Annotated in this window: 20 protein-coding genes; 12 read left to right on the top strand and 8 right to left on the bottom strand. The window is 58.0% G+C overall.

The features are described 5' to 3' along the window. Positions 1-90: 90 nt before the first annotated feature. A complete protein-coding gene (locus C7436_RS13380) occupies positions 91-744 on the top strand; it encodes a peroxiredoxin (protein WP_011783808.1) in 654 nt (217 codons plus the stop codon). Between the two features lie 80 nt (positions 745-824). Here the strand turns inward: C7436_RS13380 and C7436_RS13375 are convergent, their stop codons facing one another. From C7436_RS13375 to C7436_RS13365, 3 genes are read right to left on the bottom strand one after another with little or no spacing between them, the layout of a single operon-like run. After that, a complete protein-coding gene (locus C7436_RS13375) occupies positions 825-1,607 on the bottom strand; it encodes a MetQ/NlpA family ABC transporter substrate-binding protein (protein ID WP_011783807.1) in 783 nt (260 codons plus the stop codon). 19 nt (positions 1,608-1,626) lie between these two features. Further along, positions 1,627-2,304, bottom strand: a complete 678-nt coding sequence (locus C7436_RS13370) for a methionine ABC transporter permease (protein ID WP_014420171.1) — start codon at positions 2,302-2,304, stop codon at positions 1,627-1,629. Further along, on the bottom strand, positions 2,304-3,311 hold the full coding sequence (locus C7436_RS13365; RefSeq protein WP_014420170.1) for a methionine ABC transporter ATP-binding protein: 1,008 nt from the start codon (positions 3,309-3,311) through the stop codon (positions 2,304-2,306). Before C7436_RS13365 ends, C7436_RS13370 begins: the two co-directional genes overlap by 1 nt. Positions 3,312-3,544: 233 nt before the next feature. Between C7436_RS13365 and C7436_RS13360 the strand changes: the two genes are divergently transcribed. Continuing rightward, positions 3,545-4,921 (top strand): HDOD domain-containing protein, encoded by a 1,377-nt coding sequence (locus C7436_RS13360; protein ID WP_121208119.1) that lies wholly within the window; start codon positions 3,545-3,547, stop codon positions 4,919-4,921. Positions 4,922-4,945: 24 nt separating this feature from the next. Here C7436_RS13360 and C7436_RS13355 read toward each other — a convergent pair whose 3' ends face one another. Further along, positions 4,946-5,557, bottom strand: a complete 612-nt coding sequence (locus C7436_RS13355; RefSeq protein WP_011783800.1) for a hypothetical protein — start codon at positions 5,555-5,557, stop codon at positions 4,946-4,948. A gap of 142 nt (positions 5,558-5,699) precedes the next feature. Then, on the bottom strand, positions 5,700-7,187 hold the full coding sequence (locus C7436_RS13350; RefSeq protein ID WP_121208118.1) for an amidase: 1,488 nt from the start codon (positions 7,185-7,187) through the stop codon (positions 5,700-5,702). 97 nt (positions 7,188-7,284) lie between these two features. Between C7436_RS13350 and C7436_RS13345 the strand changes: the two genes are divergently transcribed. Further along, complete coding sequence (locus C7436_RS13345) at positions 7,285-8,052, top strand: sulfite exporter TauE/SafE family protein (protein WP_023007819.1); 768 nt, start codon at positions 7,285-7,287, stop codon at positions 8,050-8,052. Here the strand turns inward: C7436_RS13345 and C7436_RS13340 are convergent. Continuing rightward, complete coding sequence (locus C7436_RS13340) at positions 8,049-10,403, bottom strand: sensor domain-containing diguanylate cyclase (RefSeq protein WP_170155438.1); 2,355 nt, start codon at positions 10,401-10,403, stop codon at positions 8,049-8,051. The genes C7436_RS13345 and C7436_RS13340 overlap by 4 nt on opposite strands. Positions 10,404-10,580: 177 nt before the next feature. Between C7436_RS13340 and C7436_RS13335 the strand changes: the two genes are divergently transcribed. The 9 genes from C7436_RS13335 (at position 10,581) to C7436_RS13295 (ending at position 17,514) form a co-directional block, all read left to right on the top strand. Then, positions 10,581-11,378, top strand: a complete 798-nt coding sequence (locus C7436_RS13335; RefSeq protein WP_121208116.1) for a MotA/TolQ/ExbB proton channel family protein — start codon at positions 10,581-10,583, stop codon at positions 11,376-11,378. Next, positions 11,365-11,760 carry an ExbD/TolR family protein gene (locus C7436_RS13330; protein WP_113879589.1) on the top strand — a complete coding sequence of 132 codons (396 nt, stop codon included), beginning with the start codon at positions 11,365-11,367 and terminating at the stop codon, positions 11,758-11,760. The genes C7436_RS13335 and C7436_RS13330 overlap by 14 nt, the downstream gene beginning before the upstream one ends. Further along, positions 11,757-12,167 (top strand): ExbD/TolR family protein, encoded by a 411-nt coding sequence (locus C7436_RS13325; protein WP_113879590.1) that lies wholly within the window; start codon positions 11,757-11,759, stop codon positions 12,165-12,167. Before C7436_RS13330 ends, C7436_RS13325 begins: the two co-directional genes overlap by 4 nt. Next, positions 12,164-12,919 carry a TonB family protein gene (locus C7436_RS13320; RefSeq protein ID WP_121208115.1) on the top strand — a complete coding sequence of 252 codons (756 nt, stop codon included), beginning with the start codon at positions 12,164-12,166 and terminating at the stop codon, positions 12,917-12,919. The genes C7436_RS13325 and C7436_RS13320 overlap by 4 nt, the downstream gene beginning before the upstream one ends. Before the next feature lie 316 nt (positions 12,920-13,235). Then, entirely contained in the window at positions 13,236-14,084 is an 849-nt protein-coding gene (locus C7436_RS13315) for a formate/nitrite transporter family protein (RefSeq protein WP_014420158.1), read from the top strand. 58 nt (positions 14,085-14,142) lie between these two features. Beyond that, on the top strand, positions 14,143-15,882 hold the full coding sequence (locus C7436_RS13310; RefSeq protein ID WP_121208114.1) for a bifunctional protein-serine/threonine kinase/phosphatase: 1,740 nt from the start codon (positions 14,143-14,145) through the stop codon (positions 15,880-15,882). A gap of 207 nt (positions 15,883-16,089) precedes the next feature. Continuing rightward, positions 16,090-16,608, top strand: coding sequence for an Hcp family type VI secretion system effector (locus tag C7436_RS13305; RefSeq protein ID WP_121208113.1), 519 nt, complete (start codon positions 16,090-16,092; stop codon positions 16,606-16,608). An 84-nt stretch (positions 16,609-16,692) separates the two neighbouring features. Next, complete coding sequence (locus tag C7436_RS13300) at positions 16,693-17,040, top strand: hypothetical protein (RefSeq protein ID WP_121208112.1); 348 nt, start codon at positions 16,693-16,695, stop codon at positions 17,038-17,040. A gap of 15 nt (positions 17,041-17,055) precedes the next feature. Further along, positions 17,056-17,514 (top strand): hypothetical protein, encoded by a 459-nt coding sequence (locus C7436_RS13295; RefSeq protein ID WP_226610161.1) that lies wholly within the window; start codon positions 17,056-17,058, stop codon positions 17,512-17,514. Positions 17,515-17,930: 416 nt separating this feature from the next. On the opposite strand, the gene C7436_RS13290 is transcribed toward C7436_RS13295, so the two are convergent. Together C7436_RS13290 and C7436_RS13285 are read right to left on the bottom strand one after the other, a co-directional pair. Beyond that, entirely contained in the window at positions 17,931-18,836 is a 906-nt protein-coding gene (locus C7436_RS13290) for a nucleotidyl transferase AbiEii/AbiGii toxin family protein (RefSeq protein ID WP_121208111.1), read from the bottom strand. Between the two features lie 47 nt (positions 18,837-18,883). After that, on the bottom strand, positions 18,884-19,504 hold the full coding sequence (locus tag C7436_RS13285) for a type IV toxin-antitoxin system AbiEi family antitoxin domain-containing protein (RefSeq protein ID WP_170155437.1): 621 nt from the start codon (positions 19,502-19,504) through the stop codon (positions 18,884-18,886). Positions 19,505-19,551: the final 47 nt, after the last annotated feature.

The following is a 19,551-nucleotide window of genomic DNA, read 5'->3' as shown; positions in this document are numbered from 1 at the left end:
GTTACTCGTATACACTGATCAGACAACAACGGCGGGCAACGCCGGCGCAATACACGAATTTGCCAACAACCGTGTCGAAGGAGAGTAAGTATGAGTCTGCGTCTTGGAGATACTGCACCCGATTTTGAACAGGATTCCACCGAGGGCCGCATTCGCTTTCACGAGTGGCTGGGCAATGGCTGGGGCGTACTGTTTTCCCACCCGGCCGACTTTACCCCGGTGTGCACCACCGAGCTGGGCCTGACCGCCAAGCTCAAAGACGAATTTGCCAAGCGTAACGTCAAGGCCATCGCCTTGAGTGTCGACCCGGTGGATTCTCACCACGACTGGATCAAAGACATCAACGAGACCCAGGGCTGCACAGTCAACTTTCCAATCATTGCAGACCACGACCGCCAGGTGTCCGAGAAGTACGACATGATCCACCCGAACGCCAACGACAGCCTGACCGTGCGTTCGTTGTTCATCATCGACCCGAACAAGAAGGTTCGACTGATTATCACCTACCCGGCATCCACAGGTCGGAACTTCAATGAAGTGCTGCGGGTAATCGATTCCCTGCAACTGACCGACGAACACCGCGTGGCCACACCCGGCAACTGGGAGAGTGGCAGTGATGTGGTGATTGTGCCGTCACTGCAGGATGAAGATGAGATCAAAAAGCGCTTCCCGAAAGGCTACAAAGCCGTGAAGTCCTACCTGCGGATGACACCAGACCCACGTGCTAACTGGAGTGGTGACTGATCCACCGCCACAAACAAAAAGGGCAGCCAAATGGCTGCCCTTTTTTATGCTTGAGAGCACCTGAAGGCACTCCGTTCCGATCAGAACGCCGGAACAACCGCACCCTCATACTTCTCCTTGATAAAGTCTTTCACCGCATCGGATTTCAAGGCATTGGCCAGCTTCTGCATGGCTTCGCTGTCCTTGTTGTCCGGACGGGCGACCAGAATGTTCACGTAAGGAGATTCGGAGCCTTCAATCACCAGAGCATCTTCAGACGGGTTCAGGCCCGCTTCCAGCGCGTAGTTGGTGTTGATCAGCGCCAGGTCCACCTGGTTCAGGATACGCGGCAGGGTCGCCGCTTCCAGTTCCTTGAAGTCCAGGTCTTTGGGGTTGTCGGCAATATCACGCGGGGTCGCAGTGATCTTGCTTTCATCCTTCAGGGTAATCAGGCCCGCTTTCTGCAGCAACAGCAGAGCACGGCCACCGTTGGTGGGGTCGTTGGGGATGGCCACAACCGCACCTTCTTTCAGCTCGTCCAGAGACTCGATCTTGCTGGAGTAGGCGCCGAACGGCTCCACGTGAACGCCGGTCACAGTCACCAGGTTGGTGCCACGGCCATCGTTGAACTCATCCAGGTACGGCTGGTGCTGGAAGAAGTTGGCATCCATACGCTTCTGATCAACCTGGATGTTGGGCTGCACGTAGTCGGTGAACACCTTCACATCCAGCTCTACACCCTGTTCCGCCAGGGCCGGCTTCACGAATTCCAGCAGCTCGGCATGGGGTACCGGAGTCGCGGCTACGGACAGTTGTTCTGCCGAAGCAGCGGTCGAGAAGGTTGCAACAGCGGCCAGAGCCACCAGAGTTTTCTTCAGGTTCATAACAAATCTCCTGCGTTAATTATTTACGGCTGAAATACAGAACCAGGCGATCGCCCGCCATCTGCAACACCTGCACAAAGATCACCAGCAGGGCCACAGTAATCACCATGACGTCGGTCTGGAACCGCTGGTAACCGAACCGGATCGCCAGGTCGCCAAGGCCGCCGCCACCAATAACGCCAGACATGGCTGCGTAAGACACCAGAGTAATGGCCGTTACCGTAATGCCCGCGATAATGCCGGGAAGTGCCTCCGGCAGCAAGGCACCAAAGATGATCTGTCGAACATTCGCACCCATGGCCTGGGTTGCTTCAATAATGCCCCGGTCCACCTCCCGCAAGGAGGTTTCCACCAGGCGGGCAAAGAACGGAGCACCACCGGCCACCAACGGGGGAATCGCGCCGGCCACTCCCAGGGAGGTGCCGATCAGCATTACCGTGAACGGGATCATCACAATCAGCAGGATGATGAAGGGCACAGAGCGCAGCACATTCACAATAAACGACAGGATGGCGTAGGCCACCGGCTGTTCCAGTAACTGTCGCTTGCCGGTCAGGAACAACAGCACTCCTATGGGCAAGCCAATCAATACGCTGAACAACAGCGACATGCCCACCATCACCAGGGTATCCCAGCTGGCCCAGCCAATTTCGGCCCAGTCCACGTTCCCCATAAGGCTTTCCATCAAGGCTTCCATCAGCGCACCACCTCCACATGAACTTCAGCGGCTTCCAGCGCTTTCATGGCAACCTCCAGATCGCCGCCCACCAACGACAGGGTCAACTGGCCGTAGGGCGTGTCCTTGATGTGATCAATCCTGCCCGAGAGAATACTGAAATCCACACCGGATTCCCGGGCAACACTGCCCAGCAACGGTTTGTAAGTGGATTCCCCCTTGAATGTCAGGCGCAGAATACGACCCTCGGCTTTCTGCAGATCTTCCTGCAACTCATCGCGATCCACATTTTCGCTTTCGAACACAAAATCCCGGGTGGTCGGGTGCTGGGGGTGCAGAAAGACTTCACTGACCGGCCCCATTTCCACCACACGGCCGGCATCCATCACCGCCACCCGGTCACAGACACGGCGCACCACATCCATCTCGTGGGTAATCAGCACAATAGTCAGGCCCAGTTCCTTGTTGATGTCCGCCAGCAGCTTCAGTACCGACTGGGTGGTTTGTGGGTCCAGGGCGCTGGTGGCTTCATCGCACAGCAAAATAGTCGGTCTGCAGGCCAGAGCGCGGGCAATGCCTACCCGCTGTTTCTGCCCGCCAGACAACTGGGACGGATATTTGTTGGCATGATCGCTCAGGCTCACCCGTGCCAGCAGCTCATCCACCCGACTGCGAATTTCAGCCTTGGAATAAATGCCCGCCAGCTTCATCGGGAAGGCAATATTGTCAGCCACCGTCTTGGACGACAGCAGATTGAAATGCTGGAAAATCATGCCCACTTTGCGTCGGAAGGCCCGCAACTCTGCGGCGCTGTAGCGGGTGATGTCCTCGTCGTCGATCAGGATGCGACCGCCGGTGGAGGGTTCCAGTTTGTTGATCAGTCGGACAAGGGTCGATTTGCCCGCGCCGGAGTGGCCGACGATGCCGAACACCTCACCGGTCTCGATGGTCATACTGGTGGGATGCAGCGCGGGGATCGCCCGGCCAGCCACCTGGTACGACTTTTCTACCTGGTCAAATACAATCACTATCAGTGCCTTGCAGATGCGTCGTTAAAACCGGCGATTATAGCCTATTCAGGGGGCAAACCCGAATCCCGCCCGGTGGCCGGCAGGTGGGTACTTGCCCTTACACCAAAAGGTACCTGACAGACCCGTCCCGGCTCAGCTAAACTCGTATCCACAAAGAACATTAACAACTGTCCACCATTCCGAGGCGCGCCCCTTCCGTGACTACTCCGTCCGAAACTTCGCCCTCAAGGATGAACTCAACCCAGGCATGGGTTTCCTACCTGAGCAAGGTAGAGTTGCCGGTTTTGGCCAACACCCTCCGGCAGATCAACGAACTGACAGACAGCCGCAACAGTACCGTCAATGAGTTGGCAAACGTGATTCTCAATGATGCCCAGCTCACCTCCCAGGTGCTCCGGTTATCCAACACGGTGTTTTACAACCAGACCCGCACCCAGGTCAGCACGGTCAGCCGGGCTATCACGCTGATCGGCTTTGATGCCGTGAAGTCCATGGCGATTTCGTCTCTGATTGTCGATTCCCTGCTTAAACGCAATGATCGCCCCCACCTGCTGCGATGCCTGGCCAGGGCGATTCACGCCGCGGTACAGGCCCGCTGTCTGATGCCCAAACGCACCGAGCACGCCCTGGAAGAAGTCTTTATCGGCGCTTTGCTGATGAACATTGGGGAACTGGCTTTCTGGTCCTGCGAAACCGAGCAGGCCAGCGAACTTGAAGAGCGCCTGCGGCTGGAAGAGCCCCCGGTCGAAGCCCAGAAAGCGGTGCTGCATACCACCTTTACCGAAATAACCCGCGGGCTGGTGGATGCCTGGTCGCTGGGACCGTTCATCAAGGAAGTGGTAGCGCCGGGAAAAGCCAACTCCATGGCCAGCAGCCTGGTCCGCAACAGCGTCGAAATGGCCCGGGTGTCCGAGAACGGCTGGAGCGGGGCCGAGATGGACAAGGTGCTCGAGAAGCTCTCTGACGACATCGGTGAAACCCCCGCCGCCATCCGTGATCAACTCAAGGTAAACGCCCAGGAAGCCAGCAAAGTGGCGGTTTCTCTGGGCATCCCGCAAGTGACCGCTCTGCTGCCGGGCAACCAGGAGTCAGCCCCCGATGCCCCGGCCATGGACTCCGATCTGCAACTGCAGATTCTGCGGGAGCTAACCCAGACCCTGGCGGAAAAACCGGACATCAATGAGGTCTGCCAGTTGGTGATTGAGGGGATTCACCGGGCCATCGGCATGCAGCGCGTAGCCCTGTTGATGACCGACCGCTCCGGCGAATTACTGGTACCGCGCAAGGTAGGTGGCCGCGGCACCGAAGAGTGGCGCGAGCACTTTGTCATAAAGAAAGACGGCACCGGGCCCCTTGGGCCGCTGTTGCCTCATGGCACCTGCGCCGTCTATGAGCCTCGAAAGCAGACCGAGGGCGTACCCTACGACCGCTGGCTGGGGAAAGTTCCGGCGCTGGCAGGCTCGCTGAAAGCCAAGGGCCGATTGGTAGGCTTGTTCTACGCTGATAATGCGGCCGCAGGCTATGTGCCATCGGAACAGCAATTGGCGGCGTTTGGCCACTTCATCCAGAACGCCCAGTTGTGCCTGACCCTGATGTCAGTACGCTGACATCAGGGCCGGCACCAAGAAAGGTTAGTGCAGTGAACGCATCTGCCTTGGGTATAACGCCGCGCTGACTTCCGGCTCTTCCAACAGATCTGCCAGTTCCCGATCCACGTCGGTTTCCTCGCCCTCATCCGGCAGCGGCTCGAACAGAGTGCTCAGCCAGGAAGCCACGGACGGCGCGTTGTCTCGATCGTAGTCGGTAGACAGCGCCTTGATCCGGCGGAAGCCGATAATGCGTTGGTGGCGCGGGTCGCGGATCTGCTCGAAACCCCGCCAGTAGATGCGATCACGGGTGTGAAGTTGGACGAACAGGGTATCGATGGGGCCATTATCGTCATCCCGGGCGTCGTCATCAGTCGCCGCCTGCTCAGGCTCGGGCTGGCCTTCGGCCGGTTTGCGGCGGATGGTGGTCCAGGCCGGATAGAGCACCGCGACCGCGTCGGCCTCCACATGTTCCCTGGCCGCTCTCAGAATAAGCCCCCAGCGAGCCTTGTCGGCATCAGTCTCCAGTGAGTTGATGGGAAGGTCGTAGCTCTGATCACTGGACAGGACGATCGCCATCATGGGGGCGTCCAGTTCCCCCATGGCTTCAGCCTGCGCTACGGATACCAGATCGTCGATTGCCATCGATTGGTTCATAAGATGCTCGCCTCCTCGATGCCATCAGGGTGGTCAGGAACCGGTGTCCCTGACTAACAGCATAGCCTGTTCCACATGGAAAGATAAACGTGGAGTTGGTCACCGCGGATCACAACCCCCGGAGAAGGTTTTTTCTTCGACCTCAGAAAGCATCCTCAAGTCGCTCGTAGTTGCTGAACCACGGATTGGCCTCTTCCAGTTGAGCAGCAACCTGCAGCAGGCGGTCTTCACCACCGTGGGCCGCTCCGAACTGCACCCCCACCGGCAGTCCGTCACGGGTCCAGTAAAGGGGTACCGACATCGCCGGCGTTCCCGTCAGGTTGGCCAGTTGGGTGAACGGTGTCCTGGCCAGGCTTTCCAGGGCCATCTGGTCTACCTGTCCACTTCTGTGCACCAACTTTCCGGCTTTCAGGCCCAGCATCAGCCGCGCCACCAGCTTCAGGTGAGCAGGTGTATCCATTTGTCCGATCCGGGCCGGTAACTGGCCAGTGGTGGGACACAGATAAAGATCAAAACGATCGAAATAGGCCCCGAGGGCCCGGGCGAAATCGTTCCACTGCTGGCGCAGGCGAACATAGTCTGGCAGCGGCATGGTGCGCCCGAGCATACCCAGCAGCCGGGTTTCCAGCTCAAAATCCCGATCGGTGGCGCCGAATTCGGTTTTCGCGCGTTCCACAAGCGCGGATACCTCACCGAAGTACAACGCCAGGTAGCAGCGGGCCAGGGCGAGCCCATCAAACTCCGGGCGGGCATACTCTACATCGTGGCCCAGGGATTCCAGCATGCGTGCCGTTTCTTCAACTGCGGCGACGCATTCCGGCGCCACCTCGGTGTCATAGGGTGACGAGGTAAATACGCCGATTTTGAGGCGGCCCGGTGACTGCTGCATCAGGTCCGCCCAGGGGGCCGATGGCTGTGGAATGGTAAACGGATCGCCACTGGCCGGGCCGGACAGCACATCCAGCATCGCGGCGCTGTCCCGGACCGTCCGGGAAACCACATGATCGGTAGAAGCTCCGGTCCAGGCCTCGCCAGCGTATGGGCCAACCGAAATCCGGCCCCGGGACGGTTTCAGCCCGAACAAGCCATTGTAGGCGGCCGGAATACGAATGGAGCCGCCGCCATCGTTGGCACCCGCCATGGGCACAATGCCAGCCGCGACCGCAGCACCAGAACCGCCGCTGGAACCACCCGGCGTGCGCTCGGTATCCCAGGGGTTACGGCTGGGGCCCCACAACGCCGATTCGGTCACGGCCTTGAGGCCGAATTCCGGGGTTGCCGTGCGGCCAAGAAAAACCAGCCCGGCCTCCCGGGCACGGCGCACAAACTGGGAATCCCGCGTGGCCACGTTCTTCAGCAGAGCCCGGCTGCCGTAGGTACAGGGATGCCCGGCCTGCTCCTGCGCCAGATCCTTGAGCAACAAGGGCACCCCGGCGAAGGGACCCTGTGCAGGAAAATCCTGATCCATGGCCTCCGCAAACTGCGGGTGGCAGATGGCATTCAGGCGCGGGTTCACGGCGCTGGCACGGTCGATAGCGGCCTCGGTCACTTCCCGGGAGGTGACTTCACCCCGGCGAATCAGATCGGCCAGGGCCGTGGCATCGTAACGAAGATATTCGGACGGTTTCATTGGCAACCCTGCTTGTTGTTCTTCGGCGAAAGTCCCCTGGACATTCCCGTTATAATCCGGAAACTCAGGAGCTTACGCCAATACCAGAGTGAGTTCCATGAGCCTGATCGTGTTTCCGGAAGCCCTGAGCACAAGCGTGATGGTGTTCCTGCTGATGGCTTCAGCGGTTACCTCCATGATCACCGCCACCTTGGGCGCCGGCGGCGGTGTCCTGCTGCTGGTACTGATGGCATCCTGGCTGCCACCGGCGGCGATCATTCCGGTGCACGGCATGATCCAGCTCGGTTCCAACAGTGGCCGGGCCATACTGACCCGGCATCATATCGACTGGAAGGTGATCGCCGCCTTCGCCCCGGGCGTGCTGGCAGGGGCCGGACTGGGTGCCTGGTTGCTGGTCGATCTGCCGGCTCATCTGTGGCAACTGAGCATTGCCCTGTTCGTGCTTTACCTGTGCTGGGGCCCCGGGTTGCCCAAGGCCTCTTTTGGCCCGTTCGGCGTGTTTATCGCTTCTGCCATTACCAGTTTCGTGAGTCTGTTCGTGGGCGCTACCGGCCCCCTGGTGGCGGCGTTTATCAAGCAGATTCACACCGACCGCTTCCGCACCGTCGCCACCTTTGGCACCGCCATGACCCTGCAGCACGCCCCCAAGGCCCTGGTATTCGGCGTGGCCGGTTTTGTGTTTTCGGAGTGGCTGCTCTTTATTCTGGCCATGATCGCCTGCGGCTTTGCCGGCACCTGGCTTGGATTACACCTGCTTAAATCCATCAATAACCGGTGGTTCCACACCGCCTTCAACCTGGTACTTACCCTGCTGGCGTTCCGCTTGCTCTGGCAGGCAGCGCGCTCTGCCGGCTGGCTTGGCTAAGGCCGGTCGCCTTCGTCCGGCAGTGCAATCGATACTACGCAGTTCCGACCCCGGGATTTGGCGATGTAGCAGCCTTCATCAGCCCGTGCCATCACCTCTTTCGGGCCGTTGTCGTGGGCTGAAACCGGCGTCAGGCCAATGCAGACGGTGACGCCAAACTGGCGACCGTCGTGTTCGATCTTCAACGCCTGCACCTTTGCCCGGATGCTTTCAGCCAGGGTTTCGGCACGCGCCATACCACAGGCTGGCAACAGAATGGCGAACTCATCACCGCCAAGTCGGGCTACCGTATCCGACTGACGCACGGCCTGTTTGAACACCTCCGCCAGCCGCTTCAGCAGATCATCGCCAACCAGGTGACCACCTTCATCGTTGACTGGCTTGAAGTGGTCCAGGTCGATCATCATCAGTACCGCAGGCACCGGTTGCCCGGGCGCATCCGCCAGCGCCTTGAGCAATGAGGCGGTGAACGCCCGCCGGTTCAGCAACTGGGTCAGTGCATCGTGGGTGGCCTCCCAGGATAATCGTTCTTCTTCCCGCCTGCGTTCACTGTCGTCCCTGAGTACAAACACCAGCCGTTCCTGCCGCTCGCCCCGTCGCAGATGCAGCATGGTCAGATCGATGTCGTAGATCCGTCCAGCCAGGTTTTCGAGGGTCACGTAGCGGTTGTCGATTTCATCTCCGGCCAGAAAGGTTTCATACAGCAGTTCTTCATTGTCATGACGGATGGTGACGGATTCGAAGAAGTTATGGCCAACACAGTCATCGTCCAGCGCCAGAAAACTGCAGGCAGCGCCGTTGGCGTAGCGGATAGCGCCTTCGGTATCCACCATCAGCACCCCTTCCTGAAGCACATCGAGAATCGAATCCGCCCGTTGCTGTTCCTCACGAATGGCCCGTTCAAAGCGCATTTCCTGAGTCACATCCCGGACGGCGGTGATGGTACCAATGGCCTGGTCCGGCAGGTCGATCACCGAGGTAATGACATCCACCCAGACATGACCGGGCAGACGATGGGTTAGCAACCTCAGCCGGCTCCTGAAAAAACTGCGGCGCACCAGAACATTGCGCCATCCTTTCATGGCCTTTTCCCGATCCTCGCTGGCAACGGTTTCAATCAGGTAGCGATGGCGGAGCCAGTCCTCGGGGCGCCCCACAATATCCAGAAACGCCGGGTTCACGAACTCTATACGGCCCAGGATATCCGTGTGTACGATGCCGATAGGTGCATTACTGGTGAGGGACCGGAAGAAGGCCTCGCGTTCGGCCAGTGACCGGAAAATCTCATCCCGTTCCTGCCGCACGTGGTTGAAGACTTTGGCAACGTTGCGGATCTCCGACCCGCCCACCTCGGAAACAGGCTCCTCCCGCTCACCAGTGTGCCGCTGATATATCTGAACCCCGAGATTACGCAACGGCGCCAACAGCCGGTAAAAGATCCAGAAAGCCAGGGGCGCCAGTATTGATACTACCGCCAGCAACGCCCAGCTGAAGCCACCGGTCATCCTCAGTGCCGGAGCAAAGGCCTCACGCTCGGGCCAGACCGCGGCCACAAACCATGGTACCAGCGCCATTTGCGCATAGCCGGTTATGGTCCCGGTTTTCCGGCCCGGATGATCGTGGGATGTGCCCTCGAAACCGGACATCGCCTGCAGTAAAGAGGGGGACGATTTGCTTACGGGCACCATCACCTCTCCCGACAGACCATCAGCAAGCACGATGCCGTTTTGCGTTATCAGGCGCAGATAGCCGGTCTGGCCCACCCGGACACTGGCAAATTCACTCATGAAATTATCGCCCTGCAGTAGAATCAGCCCGCCGATCATGCCGATGAATCGCTGGTTTGCATCAAACAGGGGCGCGGCCACCATAACGCCGGGCTGCTCATCAATTACGGTAATGTAGGGAGCGCTGATAATGGGCGACATCCGGCTGACCAGATCGGTGAAGTAGGGGCGCTGCGAGGCATTAAAACCGGGTACGTAATACGACGCCGGGGAAGCTGCCAGTAACCGACCATCGGCATCGAGAATAAAGGTGGCATCGAAAAGCTGGAGCAGGGCATCCTGATTACGCAGCAGGACCCGGGCCCGGTTTTCCAGCACGATCTCGGTAGAAGGGAAGCCTTCGGCCACCAATGTCAGTACATCCAGTCTTTCCGACAGTTTCAGATCCAGTTCCCTGGCGACCATTCCGGCAATGGTTTCTACTTGACCATACGCCATGTCCTCCAGCTCGGCCCGACTGAGCAGCCACCCGATGGCCGCAATGACAACCGCGGATGTCGCCACAAACACCACTACCAGGGCGACCGCTCGGTTGACCAGGCTGCCGAACCATTTTCTGACCAAATTAATCACTCCCGCTGCTCAGGTCCTCAGGCACTGGGCGCCCATCACGAACACCAGATAGTTGCAAACGTCACCGAAAGTCTAACAAAGGCGGGCGGATACGTCAGATCGAGACTTGAAATTCTACTGATAATCGTTATTATTTAGGTCTATTTTCGTCTCGCCGGGAATATCTGTATGGATTCCATTACTGCCACTTCCGCATCGCTGTTCGACCACGGGCCACTCGGCCAACTGGTCGAAATGGGCGGTCCAGTCATGATCGTTCTGATCGCCATAGCTGCCATTGGCGTGATCACGTTCTTCTACCTGATGCTGTTCGGAACCTTTTACGCCCCGCGATTTACCCGGAAGTTGCGCTACCTGGTTCAGCAATGGCAGGCATCCCCGGCCCAGACTTCCCCGGAAAAGACCAGAGCCGACGCTGGCTTGCTCGGGCGTACCAATCCACTGATGCATCTGCTGGTCAACACCATGACAGCCAGCAAGTGCAATCCGAATATCAGTGCTGTAAGGGAAACCGCCGTAAGGGATGCGCAAGCGGCGCTGGAACCTTTCGAGGCACCGTTAAAAATCATCGAAGTGATTGCCGCCCTGGCCCCCTTGCTGGGCCTTCTGGGTACCGTAATGGGCATGATGGAAGCATTCAGCGCGATGGCGGCGACCGATGGTCGGGCCAACGCCAGCCAGCTGTCCGGTGGTATCTATGAGGCGTTGACCACGACGGCCGCAGGCCTGGTAGTCGCCATTCCTTTTGCGGCGCTGGCGGCCTGGATTGAGTTCCGTCTGCGCCGGATTCACAAAACCATCAACAGTGCCCTTGTCAGCGTCTTCAACGTGTTGCCTGGCGACGAAACGGCCACAGCGGCAGACGTGGCCACACCGGCAGCCGAGCCCCGCCCTGAGAGGGCACCAGAGGCGGATCGGAGTTATTCGGTCGGCGATAATCAGCGGCTGGCACATGCAGCTGGTTGACCCCCGGCCTAACCGCCCGATCCCCATCCGGATAACACCACTGATCGATGTGGTGTTCATCCTGTTGGTGTTCTTTATGCTTACCACCCGGTTGTTACCGGTAGATTATCTGGAACTGGCGAACAATACCGGCCAGCAGAGCAGTGCCACAGGCGACCCCCTGCCAGAGCTCAGGGTCAATGCCAATGGCACGGTACGCTGGGAGAAGAAAGACTTCGACCTGGCGCAGCTACTGTCGACGCTGAACGCTGAAGGGGTAAGCGAAGCCAATCTCGCCACTACGCCCGATACCAGCCTGGCCCATTTCACCCGGATCCTCAGTGCGCTGGATAACGCCGGCATTGAACCTCACTGGAAGCGTACAAACACGCCTGACTCATGACAGACCTGGTTCCACCTCCATCAACCTCTGGCAAGGGCCTTCTGGAACGTGTTGAAGATGCGTTGCTGCCCTTGATCAATCTGGTGTTTCTGCTGCTGATGTTTTTCATTGTAGCGGGACAACTCACCAACGAACCGCTGCCAGAACTGCCTGGTACCGAGCAGAGCCCGGAACAGCAGGCACCCGAGGCCGACATGATGATTCAGGCCGATGGCCAATGGCAGGTCGAAGGCAAGCACCAGACCCGCGAGAGTCTGCTTGCCGCGCTACCGGCTCCGGATGAGAACGTACCCTTGAAGATTGCGGCGGATCAAAGCCTGACCATGGCCAATCTGGAGGATTTGCTGAGAATATTGGAAGAGGGCGGTTATTCGGAAGTTCTGCTGCTCACGGAGCCTGCCACATGACAACAGCAGGTCGGCTACCCAAAGCCCTGTTCCTGATCATCGCCATGATCGCAACCGCCATTACAGCGGTCCTGGCCACGCCCGAGGAAACCCTGGAGATGCCGGTTCTGGGTGACAGTGCCGTGAACACCGCCCCCGCAATCAAGATCAATCTCGCCGGCAGGAAATCGGTAGAGCCAAAGCCGGAAGTCGCGCCGGAACCCGAACCGGCTCCAGAGCCAGAACCGCAGCCCAAGCCAGAACCCAAACCAGAGCCCAAACCCGAGCCAAAGCCGGAACCGAAACCTGAACCCGTGCCAGAACCAGAACCTGAGCCAATACCAGAACCTGCCCCCACACCGCAGGAACCAGAATCCAGCACCACCGAGGCCGTGGCAGAAAGCCCAGAACAACCTCAGGGCGAAGAAGCGGACAGTAACACCAACCAAAGCGCGGTACCTATACAGAATGCCGGTCAGTCGTCACAGGTAGACAGCTACCTGAGCAAGCTCAGCCGGCATCTGGCGCGCTATTACGAGTATCCTCGCCGTGCCCGCCGGCTAGGCCAGGAGGGTACACCGGTGATTGTCTTCGAGTTCCGGCGCGATGGCTCGCTGGTGGAACACTCGCTGCGCGACAGTTCCGGGCACTCATTGCTGGACGATGCTGCTTTGGCCATGCTGGCGCAAGCTGCGCCTCTGCCAGCCGTGCCGGACTCCATGCGCGGCAAGTCCTTCACCTACGCTCTGCCAGTCCGCTTTAATCTGCGCTGACTCATTCCCTGCCAGGCACCAAGGAAAGGCAGGGCGCACTCTGCCGGTGCGCCGGCCAGCACGGCAGGCACGAGACCGCAACCGATACCCTCACTCAACCTGTTGATTCTTAAATCAAACCCTGAAAGCTCTCAACACTGGCACACTCTCTGCTCAGACATCCTCAGCAGATAGCCTGTTCATCTTCATTCAGGCTGCCCGCGCACATTCTGTTCAGACGACGGCGTCTACTCATTCCTGCCCCTACCGGGCAGGCAATGAGGGCGCCGTTTTTTGTTGGCTCCAGATAACCAGAAAGCGATCAGGGGAACACACTATGTCTTACATCATGCCTTCGGAGTTCGTCACCAAGATGGTGGACGCCGGTGAATCAAAAATATACATGGCCACCCGGGATGTCCTCATCCGGGCCTTTATGGCCGGGGCGATTCTGGCACTGGCGGCGGTATTCGCCATTACCGTCGGCGTACAGACCGGCAGCCCGCTGGTCGGCGCACTGCTGTTTCCGGTCGGGTTCTGCATGCTTTATCTGATGGGGTTCGACCTGCTCACCGGGGTGTTCATGCTGACCCCGCTGGCCCTTCTCGACCGACGCCCCGGGGTGGATACCCGCGGCATCCTTCGAAACTGGGGCTGGGTGTTCCTGGGTAACTTCGGCGGCGCCCTGACGGTTGCCACCATCATGGCCTTTGTCTTCACTTACGGTTTCAACACTGAAGCCGGGGTGGTGGGCGACAAGATTGCCTCTATCGGTAAGGCCCGTACCCTGGGTTATGCCGAACATGGTGTGGCTGGCTGGTTCACTATCTTCCTGCGGGGTGTATTGTGTAACTGGATGGTGTCCATGGGCGTGGTGGGCGCGATGATCTCCACCACGGTCCAGGGCAAGGTGCTGGCCATGTGGATGCCGATCATGCTGTTCTTTTACATGGGCTTCGAGCATTCCATCGTCAACATGTTCCTGTTCCCGTTTGCCCTGATGATGGGCGGCGAGTTCGGTATCATGGACTACTTCATCTGGAACGAGATCCCCACCGTTCTGGGCAACCTGGTGGGCGGCCTGTCCTTCACTGGCCTGACGCTTTACGCCACCCACGTTCGTACCGCACCCAAGCGCACTCTGGCAACAGACTACCGCGAACCCGTCAGCGCCCGCAGCGCCTGATTACCACCAAGGCCCCGCCGGTGCCGCACACACCGGCGGGCTTCAGTGGCTCATCTTCATGTCCAACTGCGAACAGCTCACGATAGAAGCCGGACAATTCAGCAGCGCCGGCCGAAAACCCGTCAACCAGGATTTCCACGGCCTGCTGATACCCGACAATCATCAGCGCCACAGCAAAGGCATTGCGGCGGTGATCGCCGATGGCATCAGCTCCAGCAATGTCAGCCAAGTAGCCAGTGAAGCGGCCGTGGCCGGCTTCCTGAGCGACTACTACTCCACCCCCGAGAGCTGGTCGGTGAAACAGTCGGCCGAACGGGTGCTGAGGGCAAGCAATGCCTGGCTGCACGCCCAGACCCGGCAAAGCCGATATCGCTACGATCAGGACCGGGGCTACGTCTGCACCTTCAGTGCCCTGGTGCTGAAATCCGCAACGGCGCACCTGTTTCATGTGGGAGACGCCCGTATCTACCGGCTTCAGGGCAATACTCTGGAACAACTCACAACCGACCACCGGGTCTGGCTGTCAGCCGAGGAAAGCTGCCTGAACCGAGCCCTGGGGCTGAGTCAGCAACTGGACATTGAGTATCGCAGTGTCGCACTGCACCAGAACGACGTGTTTCTGATGACGACCGATGGTGTATACGAACAACTGTCTGCAGGGGATATCACCAGATGCCTTGCAGACGGCGGGGACAATCTGGATCACGCTGCCCGGGCATTGGCCAACCTCGCACTGGAACGGGGCAGTGAGGATAACCTGACGGTTCAGGTGCTGCGGGTAACGCGATTGCCTTGCCGGGTACAAGATACCAGCGCCCAGGAGGCATACCGGGAACTGCCCTTCGCACCCGAACCCACACCCGGCCAGGTATTGGACGGGTTTCGGATCATCAGGGCCCTGCATATCAGTAGCCGAAGCCACGTTTACCTGGCCGTGGATGAAAGTTCCGGGAAACATGTGGCAATCAAGTTTCCGGCGATGGAGTTGCGGCAGTATCCGGATGAGCTGGAGCAATTTGTCACCGAACGCTGGATTGCCCAGCGCGTGCAGAGCCCCCATGTGGTTGCCATCTTTGCCCCGGAGCGCCCGCAGAGTTGCCTGTATCTGGCTACTGACTATGTGGAAGGTTGTACCTTGCGGCAATGGATGCTTGATCATCCGCAGCCAGACCTGGAAACCGTGCGACAACTGGCCGAACAGATTGCCCGGGGACTCAGGGCCTTCCACCGGCTGGAAATGGTGCATCAGGATCTGAAACCGGAAAATGTCCTGATCACACCCGATGGCCGGGCCATGCTGGTCGATTTCGGAGCAACCCGGGTCGCCGGTCTTGAAGAAGCCGGCAAACCTGCCACTGACTATCCGGTTGGCGCAGCCCTCTACTCGGCGCCGGAACTGTTTCTCGGCGAGCCGGGCACCTGGCAGTCGGACCAGTACGCCCTTGGCGTGATTGTCTATCAGCTGTTGACCGGGCACCTGCCCTACCACACCGATGTACCCCGCATCCGCACTCGCAAACAACTGCGGGCTCTGACATACCGGCCAGCCAGGGCCTGGCGCGAAGACCTGCCGCCGTGGCTGGACGCCACCCTGGCCCGGGCCAGCCACCCGGAATCCCATCGTCGCTACCCGGCGTTATCGGAACTGCTCTACGAACTCCGACACCCCGGGCAGGACTGGCGCGCCCGCCACCATCCGCCTCTCATGGAACGGCATCCGGTGCGTTTCTGGCAAGGCGTCTCAGCTCTGCTTCTGCTGGCGCTATTAACTTCCCTGGCCGGAGGCTCCTGGATCTGAACTCTGGGCCATTTTTTGCCCGGCCAGCAAAACCTCGCCCGCCCGCCAAGCAATGCGTTGCCCGAAGATACTCAGAAAGCTCCCGGAAATAACGTAACGTGATGTTTTATAAATACATTCAATAACTGGCACGGCGATTGTTATCTGTTATGCCGTCCAGGGAACATCCTTGGGACCCTCATTCACAACATTGTCATGGAGCAGACTATGCCAACTCCTTGTTATATCAGCATCGAAGGCCAAACTCAGGGTAACATCACCGCTGGCGCGTTCACTTCCGATTCCGTAGGCAACATCTACGTTGAAGGTCACGAAGACGAAGTGCTGGTTCAGGAATTCAGCCACGTTGTTACCGTTCCGACTGATCCCCAGTCCGGCCAGCCTTCCGGTCAGCGCGTTCACAAGCCGTTCAAGTTCACTTCAGCCCTGAACAAGGCCACTCCGCTGATGTACAACGCCCTGGCGTCCGGCGAAATGCTGCCGAAGGTAGAGCTGAAGTGGTACCGCACCTCGGTTGAGGGCAAGCAGGAGCACTTCTTCTCCACCATCCTGGAAGATGCCACCATCATCGACATCAACTGCAACATGCCCCACTGTCAGGACGCTGCCAACGCGGACTTCACGCAGCTGGTTACCGTGTCTCTGTCCTACCGTAAAGTCACTTGGGAGCACGCGGTTGCAGGCACCTCTGGCGCTGACGACTGGCGTTCACCGATCGAGGCATAATTTACCCAGGCCTCAGCGTTATAATGCCCCGGCGTTCGCGAGATCGCCGGGGCATTAGCTTTAGAACTTCAAGGAATGAAGAGCATGAGCGACACTATCACTGAGAATGATGTCGATATAATTCATGCAATCATCAGCGCATTCTACGGACAGGCTAATGCCCGCCTCTTTACATCATCTTCGATTACGGATGAGACAATCATAAGGGTGGTTGAATTACTTGCCGAAATGGAAGACTGCAGCACATGGATTGATGCCGTTCCAAACCCTCAGGATCTCCGTTGGCCAGCAAATAAGCTTAGAAAATGGGCGTTACGTGTTATCAGAAAGTCGGGGGAGCCCTTTCTCCTGGGTAACGTACGCATTAACATGATGTGCAAGCGTTTTCGCGCGGTTCAATTCAAGCCTCCTATTCTCGACTCTTTGAACTGAACAGGGATCCGTTTGATGAAAAAAACTATCGCTTTCGGGTTTGTGCTGGTCAGCCTGCTCTCTGGTTGTGCTGCCACTGGCCAGACACCCATTGAGTTTCACACCTCCAATCACCTGACATTTGAGCTCGGTAACGGTCGATTTGATACGATTGATGTGCAACCTTTTGAAACCCAGCTTTGGCTTGGTTCCGCAATGGTTGGTTCGTTGATGACCATGGAAACCAGCCCAGATTTTGATACCGCCGTTGACGAGGTCAGGCAAGGATTTAATGAAGCACAAAGATCCTCCGGCAAGGTCGTTCAGCTGGATTTGGGTAACAGCGCCTACGGCTTCTCAGTCGCCGTCAATGGATACACCACTGCATTTATCGCCACCTCAAAACATCCAACTTCGTGGATTACCATCAGTACTCAGGATGACATTTTCGAAGAAGTTCTGTCTTCATTGTCTGTTAGCAAAACACGCGAATGATCAAGGGGGCATTTGGATGCTCTTCAATTCGGAATCCAGGGAACTCAGGCAATCCACTCCCGACCAATAGCCGCAAACTCCACGACCAGCTCAAAAGCGTTTTCACACTTCTTAAGAAATGCTCCCATCCGGCGGTGAAGCTACCCATCCGGGCTTCTAGGGCATTGGACAACACGCAAAAAGCTTTGCAGTGGAATGGCTAGGGAAGACTGCGCTAGTTTTGCTCGAAGGCATTGCGCAGCCGCACATTGAAGTTCTTCAAACGACCGGGAAAATCACATCCCGCTTATCGGTACGGTTAGAGCCATCGTTCATCTCTTTCGGCTATGCGGTTTAGCAATCCCACATACTTGGAGCCTTGAATGCACTGAAGGCGCTGCAACAGCGGCTACTAGATATTGCCTACCAAAATAGAACTAGCCATCGGCCTGCAGACTCCACAATCCGGGTGGGAGCCAGATTTCCCTCGGAGCATCCGTGCCTTGATTCGCCATCACAGGCCCTAGAAACTCAACCACCGCCTCTACAACTTCCGAAAATGCCTCCGGCACATGATCCTGGCCAAGGCGTTTACGGAAAGCCTGCCACTGTAGCTGTTTGCTGTCCACAAAAGCGGCAGAAAAGGGATTGGTTTCAGGAATTTCGGTCCCGCGTTTCTGGAAGGTACCGTCAACCGCACTCTTGAGGTTTTTCGACTGGAATTCGTGTTGACGAGACATCAGCCAGATATCGTAAAAGTCCTTCATCCGGCTGTTCAGCTCACCCAGATTCACCATTGCCTGGAATTTCTCGGCAATAGACGATTCAGGTGTGTAGCACTGAATCCGTGCAGCGGGAAAATCCAGTAAGGTTGGAAACTCCAGCCAGGAGGGGAACGGAAATACGGGATCGCCAAAGCCAATATCCAGTTGCATCGGAATTCTGGCGTTGTCGAGAAAACCAGTGAAGGTCACCCTCAGTCCCTGATAGTCTGCATCTTCGGTGATGGCTTCTGCCTTCAGGGTATCTGGATCGAAATGCAAACCGTCATCCATCACTTCAGCAGCAATGATTTCTTGTACCTGGTCCAGAATCGCCTCAGGTTCGTTACTGGTCTGGCCCAGCATATCAATATCCCGGGTCGGTCGGCTGGTCTGCCCCTGCATGGCCCAGAGCATCAGTGCGCCCTTCAGGGTAAAGCAGCCGCTGTGGGGCGATTGGCTCAGCCGATACAGAAACCGCTCCATGGCGTAATACTGCAACAGCTCCTGAAAGGGGCGCTTTTCAGCCCGGGATTTATTCAGCAGTTTCTGTCGAACAGACGCGGCGGTGTTCGTTGCCATCGCGATCTCCTTTCACTTTGGTTATTCCGTTGATTGACTGATTCCATTCACAACTTGGCTTCCACATAGGGTGCCATAACAGTGGCGACCCGGCAGATTCGGGCGTATTCCATCAACTTGCCCGGCAGAAAGGTTTTACGAATGCGATAAAGCTCCAGCGCCTCAAGCACCACATCCATGCCGATACGATTCCGGAACTTGAAACAGTCCGCCAGGGTTTTCTCCGGGTTGTAAACGTTCAGGGTAATGCCATCTACATCGACCTGCTCAATGCCTGCACTGAAGGCTAGTCCGGAGAACCGGTACCCGGCCACCGGCGGGTAATCCAGAACCGGGAGACGGGCATCCCTCGCCACCGCCAGATGCACCTGATGGGGAATCTGTGTGGTGATGCCATGCCAGTCCAGCGCGGAAATCAGGCAAAGCACTGCACTTGGGAACCGAGTAGCGGCGGCCACCAGATCCGGGTTTTCGATGGGCGGCAGATCCGCCAGTCGGTACAGACCACGGCTGACCGGCTCTATCAGCCCCTCATCCCGGAGCTGATAGAACTGGTACCGACTAAAGCCCCGCGCCAACGCTTCGCTCAAGCGGAGCTGGCCTCCTTGCTTTTGGAACAGGGCTTGAAGTAGTACCCGGGAAGATTGGGGAGAACTGGAATCAGACAAATCGTCACCACTTAGCAATATCTGGTGACAGTTTGTCTGATTATCGT

The sequence above is a fragment of the Marinobacter nauticus genome, assembly GCF_003634635.1.
Classification (GTDB): Bacteria; Pseudomonadota; Gammaproteobacteria; order Pseudomonadales; family Oleiphilaceae; genus Marinobacter; species Marinobacter nauticus.
The sequence above is the reverse complement of the archived record's forward strand: the minus strand, read 5'-3'. Positions and strand labels throughout refer to the sequence as shown.

Bases quoted from the DNA above. Each gene is read 5' to 3' on its own strand.
- C7436_RS13380 (WP_011783808.1), top strand. From the start codon at position 91: ATGAGTCTGCGTCTTGGAGATACTGCACCCGATTTTGAACAGGATTCC.
- C7436_RS13375 (WP_011783807.1), bottom strand. From the start codon at position 1,607: ATGAACCTGAAGAAAACTCTGGTGGCTCTGGCCGCTGTTGCAACCTTC.
- C7436_RS13370 (WP_014420171.1), bottom strand. From the start codon at position 2,304: ATGGAAGCCTTGATGGAAAGCCTTATGGGGAACGTGGACTGGGCCGAA.
- C7436_RS13360 (WP_121208119.1), top strand. From the start codon at position 3,545: ATGAACTCAACCCAGGCATGGGTTTCCTACCTGAGCAAGGTAGAGTTG.
- C7436_RS13355 (WP_011783800.1), bottom strand. From the start codon at position 5,557: ATGAACCAATCGATGGCAATCGACGATCTGGTATCCGTAGCGCAGGCT.
- C7436_RS13350 (WP_121208118.1), bottom strand. From the start codon at position 7,187: ATGAAACCGTCCGAATATCTTCGTTACGATGCCACGGCCCTGGCCGAT.
- C7436_RS13345 (WP_023007819.1), top strand. From the start codon at position 7,285: ATGAGCCTGATCGTGTTTCCGGAAGCCCTGAGCACAAGCGTGATGGTG.
- C7436_RS13335 (WP_121208116.1), top strand. From the start codon at position 10,581: ATGGATTCCATTACTGCCACTTCCGCATCGCTGTTCGACCACGGGCCA.
- C7436_RS13330 (WP_113879589.1), top strand. From the start codon at position 11,365: ATGCAGCTGGTTGACCCCCGGCCTAACCGCCCGATCCCCATCCGGATA.
- C7436_RS13325 (WP_113879590.1), top strand. From the start codon at position 11,757: ATGACAGACCTGGTTCCACCTCCATCAACCTCTGGCAAGGGCCTTCTG.
- C7436_RS13320 (WP_121208115.1), top strand. From the start codon at position 12,164: ATGACAACAGCAGGTCGGCTACCCAAAGCCCTGTTCCTGATCATCGCC.
- C7436_RS13315 (WP_014420158.1), top strand. From the start codon at position 13,236: ATGTCTTACATCATGCCTTCGGAGTTCGTCACCAAGATGGTGGACGCC.
- C7436_RS13310 (WP_121208114.1), top strand. From the start codon at position 14,143: ATGTCCAACTGCGAACAGCTCACGATAGAAGCCGGACAATTCAGCAGC.
- C7436_RS13305 (WP_121208113.1), top strand. From the start codon at position 16,090: ATGCCAACTCCTTGTTATATCAGCATCGAAGGCCAAACTCAGGGTAAC.
- C7436_RS13300 (WP_121208112.1), top strand. From the start codon at position 16,693: ATGAGCGACACTATCACTGAGAATGATGTCGATATAATTCATGCAATC.
- C7436_RS13295 (WP_226610161.1), top strand. From the start codon at position 17,056: ATGAAAAAAACTATCGCTTTCGGGTTTGTGCTGGTCAGCCTGCTCTCT.
- C7436_RS13290 (WP_121208111.1), bottom strand. From the start codon at position 18,836: ATGGCAACGAACACCGCCGCGTCTGTTCGACAGAAACTGCTGAATAAA.